15 protein-coding genes and 1 pseudogene are annotated in these 21,307 nt (G+C 70.7%); 2 read left to right on the plus strand and 14 right to left on the minus strand.

Annotated elements, in window-relative coordinates; all coding sequences use genetic code 11:
* Positions 1-30 precede the first annotated feature (30 nt).
* The 6 genes from ABZ622_RS20305 to ABZ622_RS20330 form a co-directional block, all read right to left on the minus strand.
* Positions 31-3,126 carry a ThuA domain-containing protein gene (locus tag ABZ622_RS20305; protein ID WP_360544973.1) on the minus strand — a complete coding sequence of 1,032 codons (3,096 nt, stop codon included), beginning with the start codon at positions 3,124-3,126 and terminating at the stop codon, positions 31-33.
* A gap of 72 nt (positions 3,127-3,198) precedes the next feature.
* Positions 3,199-4,071 (minus strand): sugar phosphate isomerase/epimerase, encoded by an 873-nt coding sequence (locus ABZ622_RS20310; RefSeq protein WP_360544975.1) that lies wholly within the window; start codon positions 4,069-4,071, stop codon positions 3,199-3,201.
* The gene (locus ABZ622_RS20315) at positions 4,068-5,282 is read right to left on the minus strand and encodes an ABC transporter substrate-binding protein (RefSeq protein ID WP_360544977.1); all 1,215 of its coding nucleotides are present in this window, start codon (positions 5,280-5,282) and stop codon (positions 4,068-4,070) included. Before ABZ622_RS20315 ends, ABZ622_RS20310 begins: the two co-directional genes overlap by 4 nt.
* The gene (locus ABZ622_RS20320; RefSeq protein ID WP_360544979.1) at positions 5,279-6,286 is read right to left on the minus strand and encodes an ABC transporter permease; all 1,008 of its coding nucleotides are present in this window, start codon (positions 6,284-6,286) and stop codon (positions 5,279-5,281) included. The genes ABZ622_RS20315 and ABZ622_RS20320 overlap by 4 nt, the downstream gene beginning before the upstream one ends.
* The gene (locus ABZ622_RS20325) at positions 6,283-7,296 is read right to left on the minus strand and encodes an ABC transporter permease (RefSeq protein WP_360544981.1); all 1,014 of its coding nucleotides are present in this window, start codon (positions 7,294-7,296) and stop codon (positions 6,283-6,285) included. Before ABZ622_RS20325 ends, ABZ622_RS20320 begins: the two co-directional genes overlap by 4 nt.
* Positions 7,293-8,777 carry a sugar ABC transporter ATP-binding protein gene (locus ABZ622_RS20330; protein ID WP_360544983.1) on the minus strand — a complete coding sequence of 495 codons (1,485 nt, stop codon included), beginning with the start codon at positions 8,775-8,777 and terminating at the stop codon, positions 7,293-7,295. The genes ABZ622_RS20325 and ABZ622_RS20330 overlap by 4 nt, the downstream gene beginning before the upstream one ends.
* A 165-nt stretch (positions 8,778-8,942) precedes the next feature.
* Here ABZ622_RS20330 and ABZ622_RS20335 point away from each other — a divergent pair, with 165 nt between their 5' ends.
* On the plus strand, positions 8,943-10,130 hold the full coding sequence (locus ABZ622_RS20335; RefSeq protein ID WP_360544984.1) for an ROK family transcriptional regulator: 1,188 nt from the start codon (positions 8,943-8,945) through the stop codon (positions 10,128-10,130).
* 56 nt (positions 10,131-10,186) lie between these two features.
* On the opposite strand, the gene ABZ622_RS20340 is transcribed toward ABZ622_RS20335, so the two are convergent.
* Positions 10,187-10,456, minus strand: a complete 270-nt coding sequence (locus tag ABZ622_RS20340; protein WP_360544986.1) for a hypothetical protein — start codon at positions 10,454-10,456, stop codon at positions 10,187-10,189.
* Positions 10,457-10,524: 68 nt separating this feature from the next.
* Entirely contained in the window at positions 10,525-11,856 is a 1,332-nt protein-coding gene (locus tag ABZ622_RS20345; protein ID WP_360544988.1) for an N-acetylmuramoyl-L-alanine amidase, read from the minus strand.
* Positions 11,857-12,241: 385 nt separating this feature from the next.
* Between ABZ622_RS20345 and ABZ622_RS20350 the strand changes: the two genes are divergently transcribed.
* Positions 12,242-14,455 carry a terpene synthase family protein gene (locus ABZ622_RS20350; protein WP_360544990.1) on the plus strand — a complete coding sequence of 738 codons (2,214 nt, stop codon included), beginning with the start codon at positions 12,242-12,244 and terminating at the stop codon, positions 14,453-14,455.
* Here the strand turns inward: ABZ622_RS20350 and ABZ622_RS20355 are convergent.
* The 6 genes and pseudogenes from ABZ622_RS20355 to ABZ622_RS20380 all read right to left on the minus strand — a co-directional run bounded on the left by ABZ622_RS20355 (position 14,431) and on the right by ABZ622_RS20380 (position 21,301).
* Entirely contained in the window at positions 14,431-16,824 is a 2,394-nt protein-coding gene (locus ABZ622_RS20355) for a glycoside hydrolase family 95 protein (protein ID WP_360544992.1), read from the minus strand. The two genes, ABZ622_RS20350 and ABZ622_RS20355, sit on opposite strands and share 25 nt — an antisense overlap.
* A gap of 149 nt (positions 16,825-16,973) precedes the next feature.
* Positions 16,974-17,474: a hypothetical protein gene (locus tag ABZ622_RS20360; RefSeq protein ID WP_018550733.1), complete on the minus strand. Its 501-nt coding sequence runs from the start codon at positions 17,472-17,474 to the stop codon at positions 16,974-16,976.
* 326 nt (positions 17,475-17,800) lie between these two features.
* Positions 17,801-18,042, minus strand: a pseudogene (locus ABZ622_RS20365) (DUF397 domain-containing protein).
* Positions 18,043-18,144: 102 nt separating this feature from the next.
* Positions 18,145-19,311 carry a thiolase domain-containing protein gene (locus ABZ622_RS20370; RefSeq protein WP_360544994.1) on the minus strand — a complete coding sequence of 389 codons (1,167 nt, stop codon included), beginning with the start codon at positions 19,309-19,311 and terminating at the stop codon, positions 18,145-18,147.
* Positions 19,301-20,356: a thiolase domain-containing protein gene (locus ABZ622_RS20375; RefSeq protein ID WP_360544996.1), complete on the minus strand. Its 1,056-nt coding sequence runs from the start codon at positions 20,354-20,356 to the stop codon at positions 19,301-19,303. The genes ABZ622_RS20370 and ABZ622_RS20375 overlap by 11 nt, the downstream gene beginning before the upstream one ends.
* Positions 20,357-21,301 (minus strand): OB-fold domain-containing protein, encoded by a 945-nt coding sequence (locus tag ABZ622_RS20380; protein WP_360544998.1) that lies wholly within the window; start codon positions 21,299-21,301, stop codon positions 20,357-20,359.
* Between the last annotated feature and the right edge of the window lie 6 nt (positions 21,302-21,307).

The following is a 21,307-nucleotide window of genomic DNA, read 5'->3' on the forward strand; positions in this document are numbered from 1 at the left end:
CACACCGGACCCGCGGCGCGCCGGGGTATGTCAGGGGCTCTTGAAATCGACCGCGTCCACGTCGAACGAGTTGTCCTGCGGGGACGTGAAGACGAGGTACAGCTTGTGGGTTCCCTTCAGTTCCTGGACGGGCACGGGTGGGGTCGCCTCATAGTTGTCCCAGCCGCCCGTGTCGGGCACCGGGGCGGTGGCGAGCAGCGGGCCGTCGGCGGAGTCCGCGCGGAGTTCGATCGCGCCGACCCCGTTCGGTGAGGACAGCCGGTAGCTGACGGTGCCGATGCCTTCGACGCTCATCGGGTCGAACGCGACCCAGTCGCCGTCGGAGACGTCTCCGATCCGCTTGCCGTTCTCGGCTCCTTCCTGGGCGACGATCCGGGTGCCGGACTGGGCGTCGTAGTACTCCGCCTGCTTGTGCTTCGGCTGGAGCACGGCGCGGCCGTAGCCGGTCAGTGCGGAGACGCCGTCGCCACCCTTGTCGGTGTACTTGGCGTTGAGTACGTAGGTGAGGTCCGCGCCTTCGGGGTGGCCGCCCAGATCACCGGTGTCCACGGTGCCCTCGCAGCCGGGGATGTCGGTGGTGGGGTGCTCGTGGTCGTCGTGGCCCAGGGCCGGGTTGACGGTCACCTTGGTGCAGTCGACCGGGCCGTCCTCGGGATCGGTGACCGTGACCTTGTACGGGATCTTGTCGCCGAACTCGATGAGTCTGCCGCTGACCGGGAATTCGATGGTCACCTTCGGTGCCGTGTTGCCGGCGGTGACGGGGATGTTGGCGTAGCCGGACTTGCCGGTGGAGTCGGTGACCTTCAGCTGGGCGGCGAAGTCCCCCCTGGCCGTGTAGGTGTGGCTGGGGGACGCCTCCGTGGAGTCGTAGGTGCCGTCGCCGTCGAAGTCCCAGGCGTAGCTGAGCGCGTCTCCGTCCGGGTCGTTGCTGCCTTCGCTGGAGAAGTCGACCTTCAGCGGTACGGGGCCGTCCGTGGCGGAGGCGGCCGCCTTGGCCACCGGGGCGCGCTGTCCCTGGGCGTAGTCGATGCGGTAGAGCCCGGAGTCGTTGTTGCCGCCGCCGAACGAGCTGCCCCATTCGAGGACGTAGAGGGAGCCGTCGGGCCCGAAGGTCATGTCCATGGGCTTGTTGAACTTCTGGGTGGAGAGGAAGTCATTGATCTTCAGGACCTTCTGGTCCTTGTCGAAGCGGACTTCCTTGACGAAGTTGCGCGACCACTCGTAGAAGAAGCTCGCGCCCTCGAAGTAGGCGGGGAACTTCGTGGTGGAGGGATTCTTCCCGTCGTAGTGGTAGACGGGGCCGCTCATCGGGGCGGAGCCGCCGCTGCCGACCTCGGGAAATTCCTCGGATGCGCCGTAGCCGTACCAGATCTCCGGCTGCTGGATGGGCGGGAGTTGGGTCAGGCCGGTGTTGTTGGGCGAGGGGTTGACGGGGTTGGCGCAGTCGAATTTGGCGCCGACCTCCTTGGTGTCGGGGTTGTACGGGGCGTAGGCCTGGTTGTTGCCGTGGCAGAACGGCCAGCCGAAGTTGCCGGCCTTCTTGATGACGTTGTACTCGACGAGGCCCTCGGGTCCTCGGTCGGTGGTGGGCAGTCCGCGGTCGGGTCCGTAGTCGGAGGCGTGTACGTAGCCCGTCCTGGGGTCGACGGTGAAGCGGAACGGGTTGCGGAAGCCCATGGCGTAGATCTCGGGGCGGGTCTTGGCCGTGCCGGGGGCGAAGAGGTTGCCCTTGGGGATGGTGTAGCCGCCGGAGTCCTTCGGCTTGATGCGCAGGATCTTGCCGCGCAGGTCGTCGGTGTTGCCCGCGGTGCGGGCGGCGTCGAGCATCTGTTTGCCCTCGCGCCAGTCGAGCGGGGCGTATCCCTGCCAGTTCGGGTCGAGGTTGGGCGGGGTGTCGTCGCCGACGCCGAGGTAGAGCGTGCGGCCGGGTCCGAACTCGACGGCGCCTCCGGTGTGTCCGGGCTCGGGGAAGCTGCGGTCGCGGTAGGCGGGGACGTCGAGGAGCTTCTTCTCGCTGGCGGGGTCGAGGGTGTTGCCCCGGACCGTGAAGCGGGAGAGCCGGTTGACGTCCTCGGTGGCGCCGGCGGGGGCGTAGTAGAGGTAGATCCAGTGGTTCTTCATGAAGTCCGGGTCGAGCTCCATGCCGACCAGGCCGTCCTCGCCGCCGGTGTAGACGTCGAGCTTTCCGGCGGTGGTGGTGGCGTGGGTCGCCGGGTCGTAGATGTTGATCTCGCCGCTGCGCTGGACGTAGAAGACCCGGCCGTCCTTGGCTACGTCGAGTTCCATCGGGTCGGCGGTGTTGTCGTCGAGCGCGACCTTCTCGTAGCCGCTCCAGACGGTGCCGCCGCAGTCGCCGGGCTTGTTGCCCGCGGCCCACCTGACGCCGCCCATGACATGGGTGCGGAAGGCGGCTTCGCTGTACGAGGCGGTGTCGTGGCCCATGGCGGTCGCCCAGACCCTGCCGCCCTCGGTGTTGCGGCACCAGGAGATCGGGTGGTCGGCGCCCATGGCGGAGCCGCCGGGGTTGTAGGTGGTCTCGTCGGCGGTGACCAGGACGTGGACGTCACCGCGGGGGTTCCGGTCGAAGTTGTACCACTCCTCGGGTCGTTCCCAGCGTTCGGGGAGTCCCGCGGTGGAGGGGTGGACACGGTCGGCGACCTTGGCGGTGCCCTGGAGGACGCCGGGTGAGTGGGCGGGCATGTGGACGCCGCCGTTGATGGCCTCGTCCCACCAGGGGAAGGTCTCCTCGATGCCCATGTCGAGGGTGTTGTGGAGGGCGACGACGCCGCCACCGCCGCGTACGTAGGACTGCATCGCTTCGCGCTGGGCGTCGGTGTCCCAGACCATGCCGGAGTTCTGCAGCATGACGACGACGTCGAAGTCCTTGAGCTTCGCCGGGTCGAAGACCGCGGGGTCGGCGGTCTCGACGAGTTCGAAATTGCCGACGGCCGCCTCCTCCTTGAACATCTGGATGCCGGCCGGGATGGAGGCGTGTACATAGCCGACGGCGCGGGTGAAGAGCAGGGCGCGGAAGGCGGGGGCCTTGCCGGTGGTGGCTGCGGTCGCGGGCAGTGCGGTCAGCGCGAGGAGCAGTGCGCCCACCAGCGCGATGAACGTACGCCGCATGTCACGGACATGACAGGGCAATCGGTGACGGCTCACGAGCGGGTCCTCTCTGCGGATTGCGGACGAGCGGGGTCAGGGGGTGGTGCCGAGGGCGTGGCGCAGAAAGGCCAGGCCATCGACGGCGATGCTGTCCTGGGTGCCGGCGAGCGGGCGCCAGACCGAGGCGGCGACCGCGATGGCGTCGTTGTGCGCGGTGAACGACTCGATGCAGAGCGGACCCCAGTAGCCGCACGTGGTGAGCGCGTCGAGGAAGCCCGGCCAGTCGAGGGAGTCGGCGCCGGGGGTGCCCCGGTCGTTCGCGCACACCTGTACGTGGACGATGCGGCCCGCCGCGCGGTGCACGGCGTCGGGCAGCGAGCGTTCCTCGATGTTCTGGTGGTACACGTCGAGCGCGAGGCCGATGGCGTTCTCGGGGAGCCCGGTCAGCGCTTCGAGGGTCTGATCCACGGTGTTGAGCAGACTCGTCTCGTACCGGTTGAGGGGTTCCACGGCGAGCCGCACCCCCGCCGCGCGGGCGTGCGCGACGACCGGGGCGAGGTGCTCCCGCAACTCCTCGTACGCGGCGGCGCGTTCGACGCGGTCCATCCGCCAGGTGCGGCCCACCGCTGCGTACATGGGTCCGGCGACGGTGGGGGCGCCGAGAGCTTGGGCGGCGTCGACGCACCGGTACAGATAGTCCTGGGTGACCCGGACGGTCCCCGGGTCGGTGTGGACGAGGTTGCGGTCGGGCGGCATCACGGCGATCACCGCGGCGGGGGCGAGACCGGAGGCGTCGAGCAGCTTGGCGACGGATCCGGGCGCCCAGTCCCGTTCGTTCTCCAGTGGGATCTCGACGCAGTCGAAGCCCCATGCGGACAGCTTCGGCAGCACGTCACCGAGCGTTTCGTAGGTCACCGGCGAGTGCCAGATCCACGGGTTGGCGCCGAGCGGGAGGGCGACGGTCATTTCTTGCCTCCCCATTTCCCGGGGAATCCGGGGAGGTTCTCGCAGCCGCACATCGCGTAGTGCAGTGGCGGCATGCCGGGCTTGAAGTACCGGTCGAGGGTCTCCTGGGTGACGGTGGGCTGCGGCAGTTTCCACTCCTTCGGGACCTGCTGCCCCTTGAGGATCCTCAGCGCGGCGATGACCGGGGTGCGCCACTGGAAGGTGGGGTAGGAGGGGGCGATCGCGGTGAGCTTCTTCTCCTTCCAGGCCTGGAGGAAGTCCTGCTGGTCCTCGCCGGTGATGGGCGGCACGTCCCGGCCGGCGTCCTCGAAGGCTTCCACCGCGGCGACGGAGGTCGCCCCGGAGTCCATCCAGACACCGTCGATGTCGCCGTGGCGGGTGAGGGCGTCGGTGACGATCGCCTTGGTCTTCGCCGGGTCGCCGTCGGTGAACTTCACGTCCACGACGTCGAGTCCGCTCTTGTCGAACGCGAGCTTCGCCGCCGACCAGCGGGTCTCCAGCACATCGACACCGGGGGAGATCCGCAGCGCGAGGATCTTCCCCGCGGGCTTCACCTTCTTGACGAGGAAGCCGGCGGCGACCGCCCCGTAGCCGTAGCCGCCGATCGGGTTGATGAAGGTGACGGCGCAGTCGGTCTCGACGCCCCGGTCGAAGACGATCACGGGCACCTTCGCGCAGGCCTGCTCGACGGCGGGGGTGAGGGTGGCCGTGGTGTTCGGGGAGACGATCAGGGCGTCGCAGTCCCGGCCGGCGAGCTCCTGGATGTCGGAGATCTGCTTGTCGTCCTTGCCCTGGGCGTCGAGCACGGTGAACCCGGTGATCTCCTTGTGGAGTGCGGCCTCGGCCCGCATGTTCTTGAGGCCGACCTGACGCCAGGGGTTGAAGACCCCGGCGTTGGAGAAACAGAGATGGATTCCGCCGGAGCCCTTCTTCTTGTACTGGCCGGTGTCGACGAGCTCCGGGCGGAGCATCTGCTCCCACGGTCTCGCGGCGGGCCCCTGCGGGGTCACTTCGGCGAGGCCGAGCTGACGGTCGTACTCGGCCCGGTCGAAGAACTTCGACTGCTTGCCGGTGCCCGGGGCGCCCGTGTCGCCGCTCGCTCCGGCGGCGGGCGCGTCGGGCGGGACGTCGCTGGTGCAGCCGGCCAGCAGGGCCGCGCCGAGCAGCGCGGCGACCGGCGCGAGGACGTGTCCGAGCTTTCGCGTACTCATGAGGTTTTCGCTCCCGGGGGTTCGGTGCCGCGGCGGCGCAGCCTGGACCAGTCGGCTGCGCCGAGGGCGACGGCGGCGATGACGATGGCGCCTTGCACGGTCGATTCCAGTGCGCCGGAGACGCCCTGGAGGTTGAGCAGGGTGAACAGTGCCTGGAGCGAGAACGCCCCGGCCATCGCCGCGACGACGGAGCCCCGGCCGCCGCCGAGCAGCACGCCGCCCAGGACGACGGCGGTGATCGCCTCGAACTCGTAGCCGCGGCCGGCCTGTGCCGAGACTCCGGAGAAGCCGCCGACCAGTACCGCCGCGAGCGCGGCGGCGACGCCGGAGAGGACGAAGGCGATGGTCCGGGCGCGGGCGACCCGGACTCCGGCCAGTGCCGCGGCGCGTTCGCTGTCGCCGGTGGCCAGGAGCGTACGGCCGAAGTCGGAACGCATCAGGCGTACGGCCAGCAGGCCCGCGACGACGCAGACCAGTACGGCCCACGGCAGCCAGCCGAACGCGGTGCCGCGCCCGAGCCTGCGGAACTCCGCGGGCAGCGCGCCGTGGGGTGAGCCGCCGGTCCAGAAGAAGACGGCGCCTTCGAGGATCAGCATCATGCCGAGCGTGGTGATGAACGAGGGCACCCGCAGCAGGGTGGTGATCAGTCCGCTGACAAGTCCGGCCAGGGCTCCGGCGAGCAGCAGGACCACGGTGACGAGCGGCCAGGGCGCGGCCGGGAACGAGCCGTACAGTTCGGCGCCGACGACCACCCCGGCGGTGACGATCGCTCCGACTGAGAGGTCGAACTCGCCGCAGACGATGACCAGGTACTGGCCGGCGGCCAGGACGACGAGGGGGGCGGCGCGCTTGACGAAGGCGAGGAAGCGGTCGGGTTCGTAGAAGCCCGGGTCGGTGAGGGCGAGCGCGGCCAGCAGCACCGCGAGCAGGAGGTAGACGGGGGTGCCGGTGGTGAGGGCACGCAGGACTCGGCGGCCTCCGGCGGGTGCCTGGGCGGTGGTCATGCGGTCCGCTCCTTCGGGGTGCGGCGGCCTCGGGCGTAGAGGGCGACGGCCGCGATGATGACGACGCCCCGGACGACGTTCTTGAAGAACGGGTCCACGGACAGCTGGTTGAAGACGCTGTCGAGCACGGCGAGGACCAGGACTCCGCCGAGGGTGCCCGCCACTCCCCCGCGTCCCCCGGCGAGCGCGGTGCCGCCGAGGACGACGGCGGCGATGGACTCCAGGTCGTAGCGGGCCTCCGTGCCCGCCCAGGGGGCTCCGGCGCCGAGCCGTGCGGCGAGGAAGAGCGCCGCGGCGCCGACGCACAGCGAGCACAGGAGGTGTGCGGCGACGACGGTGCGCCGGGTGCGGACGCCGGAGAGCCGGGCGGCGTGCTCGTCGCCGCCGGTCGCGTACATGTGGTGGCCGAGCCGGGTGCGGCGGGTGATCAGCCAGAGCGCGGCGGCGACCGCGAGGAGGAGGAAGAGCGAGACGGGGACCGGTCCGATCCGGTCGTAGCCGAGGCGCTGGAAGGAGGCGGGGACCTTGCCCGCGGGGCCGGTGTAGTTGTCCTCGATCCAGCCGCGCAGGATGAAGGCGGTGCCGAGGGTGGCGATGAAGGCGTTGACCTTGAGGCCGGTGACGATCAGCCCGTTGGCCAGGCCGACGGCGGCGCTCAGGGCGAGGACGGCGATGACCGCGACGAGCACGCTGCCGCTCCGCATCGTCTCTGCGGCGACGAGGGTGCCCAGGCTGATGAGGTGGGCGACGGAGAGGTCGAGCGATCCGGTGAGGATGACGACGGACTGGCCGACGGCCACGAGGCCCAGGGCGACGCAGTTCTGAAGGATCGTCACCACGTTGGTCACGGTCAGGAATTCCCCGCCGCGGGCGGCGACGACGATCCAGCCGAGCACGGTGACGGCGAGCGCGGCGAGCCAGACCCCGGCCACGGGGCCGGTGAGGCGCGGGCGGGGGCGCGGTGCGGCGCTGGGGGGCCGGATGCCGAGGTTGGGCCGCAGTGCGCTCATGCCGCTCCCTCCGTCGCGCCGCCGCCGGTGGCGACGGACATGACGGACTCCTCGGTGGCTCCGGCGGGAAGTTCACCGGCGAGGCGTCCTTCGGACATGACGAGGATCCGGTCGCTCATGCCGATCAGCTCGGGCAGTTCGGAGGAGATGATCAGTACGGCGAGGCCCTCGCGGGCCAGTTCCCGTACGAGGGTGTGGATGGCCGCCTTGGCGCCGACGTCGACACCGCGGGTGGGTTCGTCGAAGAGGAGTACCCGGGGACGGGCGGCGAGCCATTTGGCGATGACGACCTTCTGCTGGTTGCCGCCGGAGAGGTACTGGACCTGCTGGTCCTCGCCATGGGCGTGGAGGCGTACGCGTTCCAGCAGCGCGGTCACCTCGCGGCGCGCGGCCGGTCTGCCGCGCGCGGGGACGGCACGGGTCACGAGCAGTGCGTTGTCGGCCACGGACTGGTGGAGTGCGAGGCCCTCCCCCTTGCGGTCCTCGGTGACCAGGGCGATCCCGGCCCGGACGGCTTCCCTGGGGTTCGCCGGTCGCAGCGGCTCCCCGCCGACGGTCATGGCGCCCGTGGTGAAGGGGGCGGCGCCGAAGAGTGCGCGGGCGAGGGAGGTGCGGCCGGAGCCCTGGAGACCGGCGACGCCGACGACCTCGCCGGCCCGCAGGGTCAGGTCGATGCCGGAGATCCTGGAGTTGCCGCCGCCGCGCACCGTGAGCCGTTCCTCGCCGGGCTCCCCGGGGCCGGCCCGGGGCGGGTAGTAGGCGCCGAGCTCCCGTCCGACCATGGCGCGTACCACCGTGCCGGCGTCGGTCCCGCGGGTGTCGAGGGTGGTGACGCGGCGGCCGTCCTTGAGGACGGTGATGCGCCGCGAGAGGTCGAAGACCTCGCGGAGGCGGTGCGAGATGTACAGGATGCCGATCCCGCGGGCGGTCAGGCGGCGTACGAGGGAGCCGAGTCGCTCGACCTCGTGGTCGGCGAGTGCGGCGGTGGGTTCGTCCATCACCAGGATGCGGACGTCCGAGGCGAGGGCCTTGACGATCTCCACGGTCTGTCTGCGTGCGACCGACAGCTCGTGGACGGTGGTGCGCGGGGTGATGCCGGTCTCGTCGAGTTCGGCGAGGAGTTCGGCGGTGCGCCGCTCCATGGCGCCCCGGTCGACCAGTCCGTACCTGGTCGGTTCGCGGCCGAGGAAGACGTTCTCGGCGACTGTGCGGTGGGTCAGGAGCGCGAATTCCTGGTGGATGATGCCGACCCCGGCGGCCTGGGCCTCGGCCGGGTGGCCGAAGGTGCGGTCGGTGCCGTCGATGGTGATGGTCCCCGCGTCGGGTAAGTGCTCCCCCGCGAGGATCTTCATCAGGGTGGACTTCCCCGCGCCGTTCTCCCCCACCAGGGCATGCACTTCTCCGGCTTCGAGGTCGAGCCCCACCCCATCGAGCACACGCACCCCGAGGAAGCTCTTGGACACACCCTGCATCGTCAGCATCGAACTGCTCCTCGCTCAGTGGTCTGCAGAGCAGAGTCGTGACAGGCATTGGGAGTGTCAAGGGCTCAAGCGCCTTTATTTCACGGCGACTTGGCATGTACTTATGCCGATGGCCGAACAGTGGATGCCTTGTGAGCAGCGGAAGTCGTCCCTAGGGTGACTGCCATGTCTTCGCCGTCGGATCGCAATTCCGCTGCCGCGTCGCACTCGCCGGGCGAGGTGCTCGCGTTGATCGGCTCGGGGGCGGTGGCGACCCGTGCCGACATCGCCCGGGTCACCAGGATGGCCCGCTCGACGGTCTCCCAGCGGGTGGACGCGCTGATCGCGCACGGCCTCGTGGACGAGGACGCCGACGGCGGTTCCACCGGTGGCCGGCCGCCGCGACGGCTGGCGCTGCGGACCCGTGAGCACGCGGTGGCCGGGGTGGATCTGGGGGCCTCGCACTGCCGGGTGGCGCTGATGGACATCGGTGGGGCCACGCTCGCCTCGCACGAGGAGCCGCTGTCGATCGGGGACGGCCCGGATTCCGTGCTGCGGCACGTGGAGCGCACCGTGCGCGCCCTGCTGGAGGAGACCCACCGGGAGCCGAGGACGCTGCGGTCCATCGGCGTCGGGGTGCCGGGTCCGGTGGAGTTCTCCACCGGCCGTCCGGTCGATCCGCCGATCATGCCGGGCTGGCACCAGTATCCGATCCCGGAGTTCTTCGCCTCGCGGTTCGGGGTGCGTGCGCTGGTCGACAACGATGTGAACGTGATGGCGCTGGGCGAGCAGCGGCGCGCGTTCCCGGACTGCCGCTATCTGCTGTACATCAAGGTCGGTACGGGGATCGGCTGCGGAATCGTCGCCGACGGCAAGCTGCACCGGGGCGCGCAGGGGTGTGCCGGTGACATCGGCCATATCCGGGTCGGGGATCTCGACGATCCTTGCCGGTGCGGCAATTCGGGCTGTCTGGAGGCCGTCGCGGGCGGCGCGTCACTGGCGGCGAAGCTGGTGGCCCTGGGGCTGGACGCGACGTCGGGCAGCGATGTCGTGCGCCTGGTGCGGTCCGGGAACCGGGACGCCGTGCGGATGGTCCGGGAGGCCGGGCGGGCGGTCGGCGAGGTGCTCGCCGGTCTGGTGAACTTCTTCAATCCGGACACGGTGGTGATGGGCGGCGCGCTGGCCGCCGTTCACGACCAGTTGCTCGCCGGGGTCCGGGAGGCGGTGTACCGGCGCTCGCATCCGCTGGCCACCCAGCTGCTGCGGATCGAGCCGAGCCGTACGGGCGAGAACGCGGCGGCGGTCGGGGCGGGGATCCTCGCCATCGAGCACGCGCTGTCTCCCGCGCAGGTGAACCGGCTGGTCGCGAGGTGAGGCCGAGTGCCCCTCCGGGCACGGGCGAGGCGTGAGGAGGGGCACTCGTCGGGCGGTCAGGCCGGAGTCATCAGGTCCCACCGCGCCTCGAAGAGCACGCACCGGTACTGCGCCCAGCTCCCGTCGGCGAGGCCCGCGTCCCCGGCCGTGACACACTCCTGCTGGGTGTCGAACGAGCCGGAGACGTCCCAGCCCTGCGCCCCGGTCTCGGACGCGGCGGCGGCCGAGGCCGTCGCGATCGTGGCGACGGCTGCGGCGCCGGTGAGTGCGAGCGCCAAGGCGACGCCCGCGACGGCGGTGGCGGCGGTCCTGGTCGGTCCGTGCATGAATGCCTCCTTCTCGACGGTACGGATTCCCGGCGTTCCGTCGCCGCTGCGACGGCCCCGGAACGGTCTCAGCGGGTGCGCACGATGTCCACGTCGGACGCCTTCACGAAGGCGATCCGGTGGCCGATCTGCACCGTCACATACTTCTCCTTGCCGGCGAAGTACGCGTGGTCGAACGGGTACGAGGAGTCGATCGTGGGCGCGTAGAAGAAGCCTGTGGGCGCCTCGCCGCCGCCGGGGTAGGACTGGCCGGCCTTGATCGTGTACTGGAGCGGCGCGCCCACCCGCTTGTCCGTGAAGTCGGCGGGGTACTCGGACTGCTCCGGGTAGGCGACCCCGTACACCGGTACGTCGGTGCGGCCGGGCTTCGGCCTGACGACATGGCCCGAGGTGGGCGTGGTGTTCCGGCTGCGGGCCGGGGTCTCGAACCAGGCCTTGCGGCCGTACCACCAGATCGCCGTCCAGCCGGGCGCGTGGTCGGCGACCACGGCCTGCTGGGTGGCGCTGATCTTGCTGCCCCAGTCGGCGACGCAGTTGGTGCCGGGCGAGCCGTCGGTGTGCAGGCCGGGGTCGGAGAAGAGGGGCGCCCCGGTGGACGGCTCGGTGTGCAGCGGGAGGGCGCTGGAGCCCTGGACCGGCAGGTCGACGCCCTTCTCGCAGTCACGGAAGGCCTGCTGGTTCCGCTTGAAGTCCGGGCTGACGGTGACCAGTTCGCTGCTCTTGGGGGCGCTCGGCACGGTGGGCCTGCCGAGCAGCGCCATGAAGCGGTTCCAGTCCCAGTAGGTGCCCGGGTCCCAGTGCATGTTCTTGGTGCCCGACGCGCTGGTGGGCGGCACTCCGTCGTGGCCGATGATGTGCTGGCGGTCGAGCGGTATGTCGTACTTGGCCGCGAGGTAGCGCACCAGCCTGGCGGTGGAGCGGTACATCTCGGGGGTGTACCACTTGGCTCCGTCGACGGCGACGCCCTCCTGCTCGATGCCGATGGAGTGGCTGTTGAGGTACCAGTTGCCGGCCTGCCAGGCGACGTCCTTGCCCTTGACCATCTGGGTGACGTGCCCGTCGCCCGAGCGCACCACGTAGTGGGCCGAGGTCTGCTTCAGCGGGTTCTTGAAGATCTTCAGGGTGGTCTCGTAGTCCTCCTCGGTGTCGTGCAGGACGATGAATCCGACCTTGTTGGTGTGCGGCCGGTCCGCGGTGTCGTAGTTCCCGTACGTCTCCTTGTCGGCCGCGTCACCCGTCTGCTGGTAGGCCGCCGGTACCCAGTCGCATGCGAGGCTGCGCGGGCATTCCGGTCGCACCCCGTCCGCACCGGCCTGCGTCACGGGGCTGAGCAGCGTCATGCTCAGTGCGCCGACACCTGTCAGCGCGAGTGCGAGTCCGGTCCTCTGCTTGGACGTCATGACAACCCTTCCTGGAGCCGTGCGTGATGGAGCCGTGCGTGTTCCGATCCCACTGATCCGCTGTGCGCGCACACTCTCCGACCTGAGATGACAGCACGTCAAGGGATCCGTGGAGGTCGCCGGTCGAGCCAGTGGACCAGACCACTGGCGGGGTGTCTGACCTGGGCGGGAAGGATTCAACCGGGCGCCCCCGAAGGCCCGTTGTCCGCATCCCGGGCGCCGTCCGGAGGCCCTGTCCGGCACACCGGGACGCCATCGACAGGCATGTCTTTTATCTGACTAATCCGGGATGTGCGTGCCCCGAACGGCCGAAGGGTAGTGCTCGCGCGGACACGACCACGTCCGCGCGGCATTCGCGCGGTGATCCTGGAAAGGCCGTACGCACATGGCTCAGCCCTTCACCCTGCCGGATTTCTACGTTCCGTATCCGGCGCGGCTCAACGTCCATGTCGAGGAGGCCCGGGTCCACACCAAGGAGTGGGCGCGCAGCATGGGGATGGTGGAGGGGTCGGGCATCTGGGAGGAGAAGGACATCGACTCCCACGACTACGCGCTGCTGTGTGCGTACACCCATCCCGACTGCTCGGCCGAGGCGCTCTCACTGGTCACCGACTGGTACGTGTGGGTCTTCTTCTTCGACGACCACTTCCTGGAGCTGTTCAAGCGCACCCCCGACCGCGAGGGCGGCAAACGTTATCTGGACCGGTTGCCTGCCTTCATGCCGATGGAGCGCGGGGCGCCGATGCCGGAGCCGACCAATCCGGTCGAGGCGGGGCTGGCCGATCTGTGGGCGCGAACGGTGCCGAGCATGTCCGACGCCTGGCGGGCCAGGTTCGCCGAGGCGACGGAGAACCTGCTCAACGAGTCGCTGTGGGAACTCGCCAACATCAACGAGGGGCGCATCGCGAACCCCGTCGAGTACATCGAGATGCGTCGCAAGGTGGGCGGCGCCCCGTGGTCGGCGGGGCTCGTGGAGTACGCGGCGGGCGCGGAGGTTCCCGAGGCGGTGGCCGGTGAGCGTGCGCTGCGGGTGCTGCGGGACGCCTTCTCCGACGGTGTGCATCTGCGCAACGACCTCTTCTCGTACCAGCGGGAGGTGGAGGAGGAGGGCGAGAACAGCAACGGTGTGCTCGTCCTGGAACACTTCCTCGGCTGTTCCACGCAGGAGGCCGCCGACGCGGTGAACGATCTGCTGACCTCCCGTCTCCAGCAGTTCGAGAACACCGCGCTCACCGAACTCGGGCCGCTCTGCGCGGCGAAGGGACTCGACCCGGCGCAGACCGCGGCGGTCCTCGCGTACGTGAAGGGTCTGCAGGACTGGCAGTCCGGCGGCCACGAGTGGCACCTGCGCTCCAGCCGCTATATGAACGACGGCGCGGTCGAGGCGGCCACCACCGGCTTCGGGATGGCCGCGGCGTCGATCCGGTTCACACCGCGGTCGGAGACGGCCCGGCTGCGCAGCCACACCCATCTGCCCTACCAGCACGTCGGCCCGTCGCTGCTGCCCGACTTCGAGCTGCCCTTCGGCACGACACTCAGTCCGCATCTGGACGGGGCGCGGGTCCGCATCGTCGACTGGGCGGGCCGGATGGGCATCCTGGAGGCACAGCCGGGGGTGCCCGGTTCGCACATCTGGGACGAGGGACGGCTGCTCGCGACCGATCTGCCGCTGTGCGCGGCGGGGCTGCACCCGGACGCGACTCCCGAGGAGCTGGACCTGTCCTCGCAGTGGCTGACCTGGGGGACGTACGGCGACGACTGGTTCCCGGTGGTGCACGGGCGGGCCCGCGATCTGGCGGGGGCCAAACTGGCCAATGAACGCCTGTCGCTGTTCATGCCCCTGGACGGATCCGGGACGCCCGAGCCGGTCAACGCCCTGGAACGGGGGCTCGGTGATCTCTGGGCGCGTACCTCGGCGCCGATGGACGCGAGCGGGCGCCGGGCGTTCCGGAAGGCGGTCGAGGACATGACCGCCAGCTGGGTGTGGGAGCTGGCGAACCAGGTGCAGAACCGTATCCCTGACCCGGTGGACTACGTCGAGATGCGGCGCATGACGTTCGGCTCCGACCTCACGATGAGCCTGTGCCGGCTCGGTCACGGCAGGAAGGTTCCGCCGGAGATCTACCACAGCGGACCGCTGCGCTCCCTGGAGAACGCGGCGGCGGACTACGCCTGTCTGCTCAACGACCTGTTCTCGTACCAGAAGGAGATCGAGTTCGAGGGTGAGGTGCACAACGGCGTCCTGGTCGTGCAGAACTTCTTCGGGGTGGACTATCCGACCGGGGTGGCGATCGTGTACGACCTGATGAAGTCGCGGCTGAGGCAGTTCCTGCACGTCGCCGAGCAGGAACTCCCGGTGCTCTACGACGACTTCGATCTGGACGCTCAGGCGCGGGAGGTGCTGGCGGGGTACGTGCTGGAGCTCAAGCACTGGCTCGCGGGCATCCTGATCTGGCACCGGGACTGCCGGCGCTACCGCGAGCAGGATCTGCTGCGCGGCACCGGAACCCCGTGGCACATCAGCGGTCCCACGGGGCTCGGTGTCTCGGCGGCGCGGGTGACCGCGCTGTTCGCTCAGCCCTCGGCGACCAGGGTGTAGCGGCTGCCCGCGCGGGCCTTGAAGACCTTCTCGCCGCTCGCGAACAGCGTGCTGCGGACGGTCACTTCGCGGGTACGGCTCGCCGTGATCAGCACACGGCGGGCCTGCCCGGCGGCCCATTCGATGTCGACGGTGAAGCCTCCCCTGGCACGCAGCCCGCGCACCGATCCGTCCGGCCAGGCCGACGGGAGCGCGGGCAGGATGTCGACGGTGTCGTGCTGGCTCTGCAGCAGCATTTCGGCGATGCCCGAGGTGGCGCCGAAGTTGCCGTCGATCTGGAAGGGCGGGTGGGTGTCCCAGAGGTTGGGCAGGGTGGAGCTCTTCAGCTGTTCGGCGAGCATCCGGTGGGCGTGGTCGCCGTCGCGCAGCCGCGCCCAGAAGTTGATCTTCCAGGCCTTGGACCAGCCGGTGCCGCCGTCGCCGCGCGCCCCGAGGGAGACCTCGGCCGCCCGTGCCCATGCGCTGCCGGGTTCGATCTGGCGGCCGGGGTGGAGGGCGAAGAGGTGCGAGACATGGCGGTGGGTGTCGCCCGGGTCGTCCCGGTCGGTCTTCCACTCCTGGAGCTGGCCCCACGACCCGATCCGCAGTCCGGGGTCGAGCCGGGCCAGGGCCGTCTCCAGCCGGCCGCGGAAGGCCGGTGAGTCGCCGAGGGTGCGGGCGGCCTCCAGGGTGTTGGTGAGGAGGTCGTGCACGATCTGCTGGGACATCGCGGCACCGGCGGTGAAGTCGCCGTGCTCGGGAGAGTAGCTGGGGGTGACGACGAGCAGTCCGTCGCGCGGGTCGGTGCGCAGATTGGCGAGCCAGAATTCGGCCGCCTCCTTCATCGCCGGGTAGGCGGTGGAGCGCAGGTAGTCGGTGGAGCCGCCGAACCGGTAGTGCTCGTACATCTGCTGGGTGAGCCAGGCGGCGGCCTCCGGGAACCAGAAGGCGGTGGACCAGTCGTGGACGCCGGTGAAGCCGTACGGGTTGGTCTCGTTGTGCACCACCCAGCCGGCGGTCCCGAACATCTCCTTCGCCGTCCTGCGGCCGGGGGCGCGCATCGCCTCGATGTACCGGTCGTACGGCGCGGTGGTCTCGGCGAGGTTGGTGACCTCGGCGAGCCAGTAGTTCATCTGCAGATTGATGTTGCTGTGGTAGTCGGCCGACCAGGGCGGGGTGGTCGAGTTGTTCCACACCCCCTGGAGGTTGGCGGGCAGTGACCCGGCCCGCGAGGAGGCGATCAGCAGGTAGCGGCCGTACTGGAAGAACAGCGCTTCCAGGGCCCGGTCGGTGGGGCTCGTTCCGCCCGTGTAGCCGGCGAGCAGCTGGTCGGTGGGCAGGTCGGGCAGTTCCTGGCCGATGTCGAGGGCGACCCGGTCGAAGAGGGCGCGGTGGTCGCGTACGTGGGCGTCGCGGACCTTCTCGTAGGAGGTCCGGGCTGCCAGGTCCACGGCGGCGGTGACCGCGGTGTGCGGGTCGGCGCCGCGGTAGGCGGGGTGGCTGTCGGCGTAGTCGGTGCCCGCGGCGAGGAAGAACCAGGCGCTGTCGGCGCCGGTGACGGTGAGGGTGCCGTCCGTGCCCGCGGTGACGGTGCCGCCACTGGTCCGGACACGGATCTGGGCCTCGAAGCGCAGACCGTTGTCCTTCAGTGCGCCGCGTACGGTGAGCCGGTCCCGGTCGGCGGTGACGGTGCAGTCGTCGCGGGGCGAGGTGTGGCGCAGGGTGAAGGACACCTGCCCCGGACGGTCGGCGGCGAGGCGCGCCGCGATCACCCTGCCCGGATGGGAGACGAAGAACTCCCGCGTGTGGACGACCTGTTGGTGGGTGTACGTAACGGCGGCGAGGGCGTTGCGCAGGTCGAGGGTGCGGCGGTAGGAGGCATCGGGGGCGGCCGGGGCGTCCGGCAGATCCAGTCTCAGGTCGCCGAAGACCTGGTAGGCGCCGTAGCCGCGCCGGGCCTGGCCCAGTTCGGCGGCGACGGCATCCGGGCCGAGCGCGCCCTCGCTGTCGAGACGCTGCCGCACTCCGGCGAGGGCGCCGGGTCGGGGAGCGGTCCAGTTCCCGAAGTCGTAGCCCTGGGCGGAGCCGGGGCCACCGGTCCACAGGGTCTTCTCGTTGAAGGTGAGCCGCTCGGAGGCGAGCGTCCCGAACACGCTCGCGCCGAGGGCGCCACCGCCGATGGGCAGCGACTCGCGCTCCCAGTCCGCGGCGGGCGCGTCGTACCGGAGCGCCGGTCCCGCCTGTCTCTTCGAGGGGGCGGCTCCCGATGATTCATCGGAGGTACCGGCAGCAGCAGCCGTGCCGGAAAGGGCCGGGACTCCCAGTGCCAGCGCACCGGTTGCCCCTATCGCTGTCTTCACGGTGGTACGTCGCGTGATCCCGGATGTCATGCGGCCGACGGTAAAGGTCCGACGACTGACCCGACAAGGAGCATGACAAAGCGGCCTCTTGGACGGAGGCCGCGAGCACTTGGACGGATCTCGGGATACGCGCCCCGCAGCCGCCCGGAATGTGCGGACGGCCTGCGGGAGGGGCGGGTTCAGCCCTGCTGGAACAACTCGGCGGGCAGGGGCTTGAGCAGGGTGTACAGATCGTCGGTGATCGGCCGGTCCCAGCTGGCGATGGTGACGAGCACACCGTCGCTGCGGTCGAACTGGACGCAGGAGATCCGGCTCTCGGAGAGCTTGACGCGGCGCACGATCAGCAGGTTGTCGCCCTGCATCACGGGCATGTCCTCCGTGCCGGTGACCTCGACCGGCTCGTCGTTCTCCAGCGCGAGCAGCAGCTGGGCGACCTCGAACGGGACCTGGCCCTCCTCGGTCTCGCGGGCGGGCGAGCCCTCCGGGAGGTTGCCGATGATCATCGCGGGGCCGCGTCCGCCGAACAGGTCGTAGCGCAGGAAGACACCCTGACAGCTTCCGTCGGGCGCGGGCAGCAGACCGGCGCCGAGGTTTCCGGGCCAGTCCCCCGGGTCCATGGCCAGGACGTCGAAGTCGGGGCCCGCGGGTGTGGCGGCGCTACGGCGGCGGAGGAAGGACATGCAGACATGTTACGTGTCCGGGCTCACCTTGCGGAGCCGGGTCCGCGCAGGCCCGGGCGCCGGCCGGTGCGCGGCCCCGCCGCACGCGACGACCAGGTCGTCGGGCCGGTGAGTAGCCCGATGCCCGCCGGCACGGCACCCCCGGGCACGGTCGTGAAGACCTGGCGGCCGGGGTCCGGCTCCGGCCGGGGTCCGCGCGGCAGGGTTCGCGTCACTCTCAGCGCCCACACCGCCCACGGTGTGCGATCCCGTCGGTGGCGTTCCGTACCGCCGTACCGCCGATCGGGTGATCGCGGCCGGCCACCGGATCACCGCACGGGGCGCCCTCAGGTGAGGTCGAACTCGCCGTCGCGGGCGTTCACCACGAAGGCGCGCCATTCGGCCGGCGTGAAGACGATCGACGGGCTGCCGGCTTCCCGGCGTTGCGCATCGCGATGAATCCCTCGACGAAGGCGATCTGGACGTCCCCCGCGCCCTGACTGCCCGATCTCCACTGCGCGTTGCTGAGATCGAGATCCGGCTTGTCCCAGCCCGCGAAGGGCTGCTGGGTCGTGGTGCGCTCCGCCACGTCGGCTCCTCCCACTTGTCGTCCCGGGCCAAAGGGTAGTCACCCCCGGCGGTCGCGGACAGGGCGCGAAGGGGGCTCCCGGCGGCCCGGGACCGCGCGGTGTCAGCTGCTGGGCGGCTCGGCTCCGACCAGCCACATGGAGAAGAACTGCGCCCCGCCCCCGTACGCGTGGCCGAGCGCCTTCCGGGCCCCCGCGACCTGGTGTTCACCGGCCCGTCCCCGCACCTGCAACGCGGCTTCGGCGAAGCGGATCATGCCGGAGGCGCCGATGGGATTGGTGGAGAGCACTCCGCCCGACGGGTTCACCGGCAGGTCGCCGTCGAGTTCGGTGACGCCGGACTCGGTGAGCTTCCAGCCCTCTCCCTCGTCGGCGAAGCCGAGGTTCTCCAGCCACATCGGCTCGTACCAGGAGAAGGGCACGTACATCTCCACCGCGTCGATCTCTCGTCGCGGGTCGCCGATGCCCGCCTGCCGGTACACATCGGCGGCGCAGTCCCGGCCCGCCCGCGGCGAGACGAAGTCCTTCCCCGCGAAGAGCGTCGGCTCGCTGCGCATCGCGCCGCCGTGCATCCAGGCGGGCGGGTACGGCGAACGACCCGCTCCGGCACGGTCGGTGAGGATCATCGCGCAGGCCCCGTCGGAGGACGGGCAGGTCTCCGAGTAGCGGATCGGGTCCCAGAGCATCGGTGCCGCCCGGACCTTCTCCAGGGTGATGTCCGGGTCGTGGATGTGCGCGTACGGATTCTTCAGCGCGTTGCGGCGGTCCTTGTACGCGACGAGGGAGCCGACCGTGTCGGGCGCGCCGGTGCGGCGCATGTAGGCCCGTACATGCGGGGCGAAGAAGCCGCCCGCTCCGGCGAGCAGCGGCTGCTGGAACGGGATGGGCAGCGAGAGCCCCCACATGGCGTTGGACTCGGACTGCTTCTCGAAGGCGAGCGTGAGGACGGTGCGGTGCACCCGGGCGGAGACCAGGTTGGCGGCGACGAGTGCGGTGGAGCCGCCGACGGAGCCCGCGGTGTGCACCCGGAGCATCGGTTTGCCGACCGCGCCGAGGGCGTCGGCGAGGTACAGCTCCGGCATCATCAGGCCCTCGAAGAAGTCGGGTGCCTTGCCGATGACGACGGCGTCGATGTCCGCCCAGGTCAGGGCCGCGTCCTCCAGGGCTCGGACGGCGGCCTCGCGGACGAGTCCCGCGATGGACACGTCCCGGCGTGCGGACACGTGCTTCGTCTGGCCGATGCCGACGACGGCCACGGGCTCACTGGACATGAGCGCTCTCCCCTTCGAGGACGGCGACCAGGTTCTGCTGCAGGCAGGGCCCGGAGGTGGCGTGGGCGAGGGCCCGGTCGGACTCGCCGCGGTGGATGCGGGCAGCGGCCTCGCCGAGGCGGATCAGCCCGGCGGCCATGACGGGGTTGGCGGCGAGCGCGCCGCCGGACGGGTTGACGTGGACGCTGTCGTCGAGCCGGAGTGCCTTGCGCAGCACCACCTCCTGGGAGGTGAACGGGGCGTGCAGCTCGGCGGTGTCCACGGGCCGTTCGAAGACCCCGGCGCGGGTCGCGGCGAGCCGGGTGGACGGTGATTCGGTCAGCTCCCGCACCCCGAGGGAGTGCGCCTCGATGCGGTGGTCGATGCCGCGGATCCAGGCGGGGCGGGGGCACAGGGCCCGTGCGGTGTCACCGGCGGCGAGGATCACGGCGGCCGCGCCGTCGCCGACCGGCGGGCAGTCGCCGGTGCGCAGCGGCTGCACGACGTATTCGCCGGCCGGGACCGGTTCCCTGAGCTGGGCGTGCGGGTTGTCCGCCGCGGCGGCGCGGCTGCGGTGGGCGATCGCGGCGAGGGCTGCCTCGTCCGTGTCGCCCGCGTCGATCAGCGCCCGGGCCTGGAGGGCGGCGAGCGCCACGGAGTCCGGCCAGAGCGGGCCGGCGTAGTACGGGTCGAGCTGGCGGGTGAGGACGTCGCGGACCTCGCCGGGCGAGGACTTTCCGTAGGAGTAGACGAGCGCGGTGTCCGCCTGCCCCGTCTGGATCTTCACCCAGGCCTCGTACAGCGCCCAGGCGCCGTCCATCTCCACATGAGACTCGGAGATCGGCGGGTACGCGCCGACGCCGTCGAGTGCCATGGTGAAGGAGAAGGCGCGGCCCGCGAGGTAGTCGCTGGAGCCGGAGCAGGTGAAGCCGATGTCGCTGGCCTTGAGCCCGGTCGCGTCGAGGACCCGGTGGAGGACGGGCATCAGCATCTCGACTTCGGAGAGCTCGTCGGTGTGGCGCACGTGGTCGGTCTGCGCGAAGGCGACGATCGCCGTGTCTCGCATTTACAGCAGCTCCTTGTACGCGTCGTAGTCGGCGTCCGGTTCGCCGGTCGGCCGGTAGTGGTCGGGGTGCCGCCCGCTCTCGGTCCAGACGGGTTCGACGCGCAGGCCCATGCGCACCTGGTCGTACGGGATGCCGCCGATGCGGGCGTGGAGTGCGAGGTCCGCGCCGTCGAGCGCGATGTGCGCGTAGACGTAGGGGACTTCGATGTCGAGGGATTTCGCCTTGATGTTGACGATGCAGAAGGTGGTGACGGTGCCGCGCGGGCCGACCTCGACCTGTTCGGTGGTGGCGACCCCGCAGGTGGGGCAGGCGCCGCGGGGCGGTACGTACACCTTGTGGCAGGACGGGCAGCGTTCGCCGACGATCCGCTGCCCGCCGAGCGCGTCGAGGTACGCGCTCTGGGCGCGGCCGGGGGTGTAGCGGTAGTCGAGCCGGGCGGGGGTGACGATGCCGGTGACGGGGTCGGTGAACTCGCCGTCGTGCGGGGCGGATCGCCCGGTGCCGTCGCCGTCGTACGGTTCGAAGCAGGCGATGTCGGTGATCGCGCCGGTCCGTTCGGGGGCCCAGCGGATCCGTACCCGCATGCCGGTGCGCACCGTCTTGGGGCCGGGTGCGTCGAGGGCGTGCAGCAGCGCGGTGTCGGCGCCGTCGAGGCGGACCAGGACCCAGGCGAAGGGGGTGGCGAGGGGCTGGGCGGGGCGGGGTGCGGGGTTCCAGGCCCAGGTGGTGACGGTGCCGGTGGTGGCGACCTCGGTCAGTTCGCGGAGCTCCTCGGCGGTGACGGGGTCGTACTCGACGGGCGGGACCAGGACCTTTCCCTCTGCGGTGCGGACCCCGAGGACGGTGCGTTCGCGCAGTCCGGTGAGGAAGGCGCTCTGTACGGGGCCCAGGGAGCGGGTGAAGGGGAATTCGACCACCAGCGGTGCGCTGAGGGCTTCGGGCACGGTTGC

It is taken from the genome of Streptomyces sp. NPDC007164, from assembly GCF_040634135.1.
Lineage (GTDB): Bacteria > Actinomycetota > Actinomycetes > Streptomycetales > Streptomycetaceae > Streptomyces > Streptomyces sanglieri.

Bases quoted from the DNA above. Each gene is read 5' to 3' on its own strand.
- ABZ622_RS20305 (WP_360544973.1), bottom strand. From the start codon at position 3,126: ATGCGGCGTACGTTCATCGCGCTGGTGGGCGCACTGCTCCTCGCGCTG.
- ABZ622_RS20330 (WP_360544983.1), bottom strand. From the start codon at position 8,777: ATGCTGACGATGCAGGGTGTGTCCAAGAGCTTCCTCGGGGTGCGTGTG.
- ABZ622_RS20335 (WP_360544984.1), top strand. From the start codon at position 8,943: ATGTCTTCGCCGTCGGATCGCAATTCCGCTGCCGCGTCGCACTCGCCG.
- ABZ622_RS20345 (WP_360544988.1), bottom strand. From the start codon at position 11,856: ATGACGTCCAAGCAGAGGACCGGACTCGCACTCGCGCTGACAGGTGTC.
- ABZ622_RS20355 (WP_360544992.1), bottom strand. From the start codon at position 16,824: ATGACATCCGGGATCACGCGACGTACCACCGTGAAGACAGCGATAGGG.
- ABZ622_RS20340 (WP_360544986.1), bottom strand. From the start codon at position 10,456: ATGCACGGACCGACCAGGACCGCCGCCACCGCCGTCGCGGGCGTCGCC.
- ABZ622_RS20325 (WP_360544981.1), bottom strand. From the start codon at position 7,296: ATGAGCGCACTGCGGCCCAACCTCGGCATCCGGCCCCCCAGCGCCGCA.
- ABZ622_RS20375 (WP_360544996.1), bottom strand. From the start codon at position 20,356: ATGCGAGACACGGCGATCGTCGCCTTCGCGCAGACCGACCACGTGCGC.
- ABZ622_RS20315 (WP_360544977.1), bottom strand. From the start codon at position 5,282: ATGAGTACGCGAAAGCTCGGACACGTCCTCGCGCCGGTCGCCGCGCTG.
- ABZ622_RS20360 (WP_018550733.1), bottom strand. From the start codon at position 17,474: ATGTCCTTCCTCCGCCGCCGTAGCGCCGCCACACCCGCGGGCCCCGAC.
- ABZ622_RS20370 (WP_360544994.1), bottom strand. From the start codon at position 19,311: ATGTCCAGTGAGCCCGTGGCCGTCGTCGGCATCGGCCAGACGAAGCAC.
- ABZ622_RS20320 (WP_360544979.1), bottom strand. From the start codon at position 6,286: ATGACCACCGCCCAGGCACCCGCCGGAGGCCGCCGAGTCCTGCGTGCC.
- ABZ622_RS20350 (WP_360544990.1), top strand. From the start codon at position 12,242: ATGGCTCAGCCCTTCACCCTGCCGGATTTCTACGTTCCGTATCCGGCG.
- ABZ622_RS20310 (WP_360544975.1), bottom strand. From the start codon at position 4,071: ATGACCGTCGCCCTCCCGCTCGGCGCCAACCCGTGGATCTGGCACTCG.